Here is a 3,299-nt window from a genome sequence, read left to right as displayed (position 1 = left end):
TTGGACAGTAAGGTATTAATTCCTCTCATCGTTCAATCAGGAGCCAACGTACAGTACAGTTCCTAATTCAAACAAATCCCCTTGTCAATAGGGTTTGAGATGCGCTAACCCTGAGATATCTCGCAAGATTGGTATCCATTCGTGAAATGTATCATTAGCTTCCGTTTTGGAAACACCAAACAACATTCCTAATACTTGGAATGTTGGCATCTGTCTTAGATAAAATAGACATAAACATACTTGTTCTTCGGTTGATAACTTTTCGGGACGACCACCACCAGCCGCATTAATTCTAATTTTATGGCTCTCTTGTTTAGCTTTGATATCTCGGTGTCGTTTTAAGGCACAATTTAGCAGTGATTGCAATTGTTCGTAACTAATCCCTAAAATCTGTTTTGTTCGTAGTGGATACTTTTGTATATAATCAAAAACCATAACTAATTGTGGAAAATGGTAGAGGCTCAACTTAACGTTTTACCATTTTTCTTTCCCTAAGTTAATATTTCGGACAAGTCTAATAAATACATCTGTATTGGTTAAGGCGCTACTTTCTCCCGAAACAACTTCCTAGCAGAAAACGCAGGAACTCTAGTAGCTGGAATGGTCATTGGCTCATTGGTTTTCGGATTACGCCCTTCGCGTTCTGAGCGATCGCGTCGCTCAAATGACCCAAACCCTACCAGCGTTATCTTCTCTCCATTTGCTACAGCTTCAATAACTACTGACAAAAAAGCACTAATGATTTCATCAGCTTGCTTCTTTGTGATGTTATACCAATTTTGTATGAAGTTGCATAGAATCAAAAGGCTAGAAACTATGCTTGGCAATCATTCCAGCTTTCTGTAGTTTCATGCAGCTTCATAACCCTGTTTTGTCACTCTGGCGGTAGTATAATAGCGTACAAACGCTAGAACCAAGATACAGAGTATGGTACAGCCTCGTCCAGCCGCACCAACAGTCAAATTCGTGGACGAATATTGTCAATGGTATAAAAGCCTATTTCCAGATGTTAGGAGCTTCGAGGCCTTTAAGTACCTTCATGTAGGGTGTATTTCTGAACTAAAACGGAAAACCCTACCAGAAATAGCAAAAATTGTAGGATTGGATAACCAGCAAGGGTTGCATCATTTTTTAACTACATCACCGTGGGATATAGAGAAGTTAAGAGCTTTGCGACTAGAGCTAATCTTACAAGTTCTAAAAGGTAAACCAATCATTCTGATTATTGATGAGACAGGAGATAAAAAGAAAGGGAATAAAACAGATTATGTGAAACGGCAGTATATAGGAAACTTGGGAAAAGTAGAGAATGGAATTGTAGCAGTGACAGCGTATGGCGTGTTCTGCGGGATGACTTTTCCTTTACTATTTGAAGTATATAAGCCTCGTGAAAGGTTAAAGCCAGGGGATAAATACCGCACCAAGCCTGAAATAGCGGCAATGCTGATGAGAAAGCTAGAATCAATGGGTTTTAACTTTAACTTAGTACTGGCAGATAGTTTATATGGTGAAAGTGGTAAGAACTTCATAGCTGTATTAGATGAACTCAAGAAAAATTATATAGTAGCAATTCGCTCAAACCATTCTGTAAACCTACTTCCAAGACAACACACTCAATATTTGAAGTGGCATAAGTTTAAACGAGTATTTTCTGATCTGAGTAGTGAAAATAGGTTTATCAGAGAAATAATTCATGGTAAACGTAGCGAAAATAGGTACTGGCAGATTACCACAGATCGAGAGAAATTACCTGGTAACACTACTTGGTATGTGATGAGTAGATACCCAGACCTTACACCAAGAGATGTGGGAAACTTTTATGGCTTAAGAACTTGGGTTGAGTATGGGTTGAAGCAAAGCAAGAATGAATTAGGTTGGTCAGATTATCGGCTAACTCACTACCCGGATATTGAACGCTGGTGGGAGATTGTTTGTAGCAGCTATTTAATGGTTAGCCTACACTCTGAACAAATCCAGTCTTCTGTGCCAAAATCTCCATCAAAATTAGCTTCGCATCCCTGGTGGAATGATGAAAAAGGCTGGAAGAATATTCTTAACAATCTCCGTTTAATAATTCAACCTTTTACCTTATTCAACCTTTTACCTTATTCAACTTAATATATCCCTGATTAACAGTTTTTCCTATTCCCCAATTGTCTTTGGGCTTTTCTAAACTTCAATCTATTATTTATAACCTCACCAGTTCAATTTTTATATCTCTGACTCACCCTGATTTCTACTTTTCCTCTGCCTAGAGTGACAAAACAGGGATAATAATTTGGTATTAGCCTTCGCTGCTACAGCATCCACTAATTCCCCTTTGTTCATAAATCACCCTGAAGTATTGCCAGTATTGGAAATTTACTTTACCATTAGTATCTTTTATGAGGATAGGGGGAGAACGACTCACAATCAAGCAGCATACGAAAATTAACAATGCACGGCTACTCCTGTGGCAACTTTGAATTCAGGGATAAACCCAGTTGAGTTCTAGGAGAGCTTGACTGATTCTGTAATCACCTTTTAAGAGGAACTTGTGTGAAGCTATAAGAAAGTGAAGAATCAAACTTTCTTCTACTAATCAGTTCTAACTTACATAATTGTAAATATGCCTTCAATTTCCTACAACCGCACCGATAGCCAGCAACGACAAAGCATTACCATTGAAGGTTATGTTGTTCGCCCCGGATTACACATTCTCACTTACGAACAACTCAAGTTGCTACGGGAGCAAACACAGCATCATTCTCAGCTTGAACATTTAGTCAGCCAAGGCGTGATTAAGTTGACTGGTTAATAGTAGCTAGCAACAAAAATCCTAACTCGCTACGCCTAATTCCTTATCTGCTAGCTGTTGTTGCTCCCTTACAACACCCAGTTCCTCAATAAAAGTGTCAATTGCCTTGGCTGCTGATTGCTTGCCTGTTTTCAGTTTCCCAAGGACTTTTTCGCGTATTGCTGAATAATCTGGTAAGAGTTGCTGCTCAACAGAAACAGCCTCTTGTGTTTGTAAAGCAACTCCACCATTACGCTCATCTATTAAACCCTTAATCTGAGCGATCGCATCTGCCATCTCCTGCCTAATTACCTGTCTTATCTCTTCCCCATCGGGTGTAGACGCAGAAGAAGCATTTACTTCCTGTTTAACTATTTCCTTAATCTCATCACCATTAGATAACGCCAGCTCAGCTTTTGTCTGACCCAGGATTCCCAGGAGCAATCTTGTCGCTGTATGATTTAATGACTCATTCTCCGAAATCTGCATTGCCGATAAAGCTTTGATTTCTGCATCAGTTAGC

General features: G+C 39.2%; 4 protein-coding genes and 1 pseudogene. 2 read left to right on the top strand and 3 right to left on the bottom strand.

Going from position 1 to position 3,299, the window contains the following annotated elements:
* Positions 1 to 84: 84 nt before the first annotated feature.
* Together H6G97_RS48355 and H6G97_RS48350 are read right to left on the bottom strand one after the other, a co-directional pair.
* Complete coding sequence (locus H6G97_RS48355) at positions 85 to 435, bottom strand: helix-turn-helix domain-containing protein (protein WP_206759181.1); 351 nt, start codon at positions 433 to 435, stop codon at positions 85 to 87.
* Between the two features lie 101 nt (positions 436 to 536).
* Positions 537 to 803 (bottom strand): HU family DNA-binding protein, encoded by a 267-nt coding sequence (locus tag H6G97_RS48350; RefSeq protein ID WP_190947420.1) that lies wholly within the window; start codon positions 801 to 803, stop codon positions 537 to 539.
* A gap of 124 nt (positions 804 to 927) precedes the next feature.
* On the opposite strand from H6G97_RS48350, the pseudogene H6G97_RS48345 reads away from it, so the two are divergent.
* Both H6G97_RS48345 and H6G97_RS48340 read left to right on the top strand, forming a co-directional pair.
* A pseudogene (locus H6G97_RS48345) lies at positions 928 to 2,255 on the top strand (IS701 family transposase).
* A gap of 353 nt (positions 2,256 to 2,608) precedes the next feature.
* The gene (locus H6G97_RS48340; protein WP_190947419.1) at positions 2,609 to 2,797 is read left to right on the top strand and encodes a hypothetical protein; all 189 of its coding nucleotides are present in this window, start codon (positions 2,609 to 2,611) and stop codon (positions 2,795 to 2,797) included.
* A 21-nt stretch (positions 2,798 to 2,818) separates the two neighbouring features.
* On the opposite strand, the gene H6G97_RS48335 is transcribed toward H6G97_RS48340, so the two are convergent.
* Positions 2,819 to 3,299, bottom strand: a 481-nt coding sequence (locus H6G97_RS48335; RefSeq protein ID WP_190947418.1) for a hypothetical protein, incomplete at its 5' end; no start/stop codon positions are given.

The organism is Nostoc flagelliforme FACHB-838, assembly GCF_014698065.1.
GTDB lineage: Bacteria > Cyanobacteriota > Cyanobacteriia > Cyanobacteriales > Nostocaceae > Nostoc > Nostoc flagelliforme_B.
This window is presented reverse-complemented; position numbering and strand designations above follow the sequence as displayed.

Excerpts from the sequence above, each read along its gene's own strand:
- H6G97_RS48355 (WP_206759181.1), bottom strand. The coding sequence starts at position 435 with ATGGTTTTTGATTATATACAAAAGTATCCACTACGAACAAAACAGATT.
- H6G97_RS48340 (WP_190947419.1), top strand. The coding sequence starts at position 2,609 with ATGCCTTCAATTTCCTACAACCGCACCGATAGCCAGCAACGACAAAGC.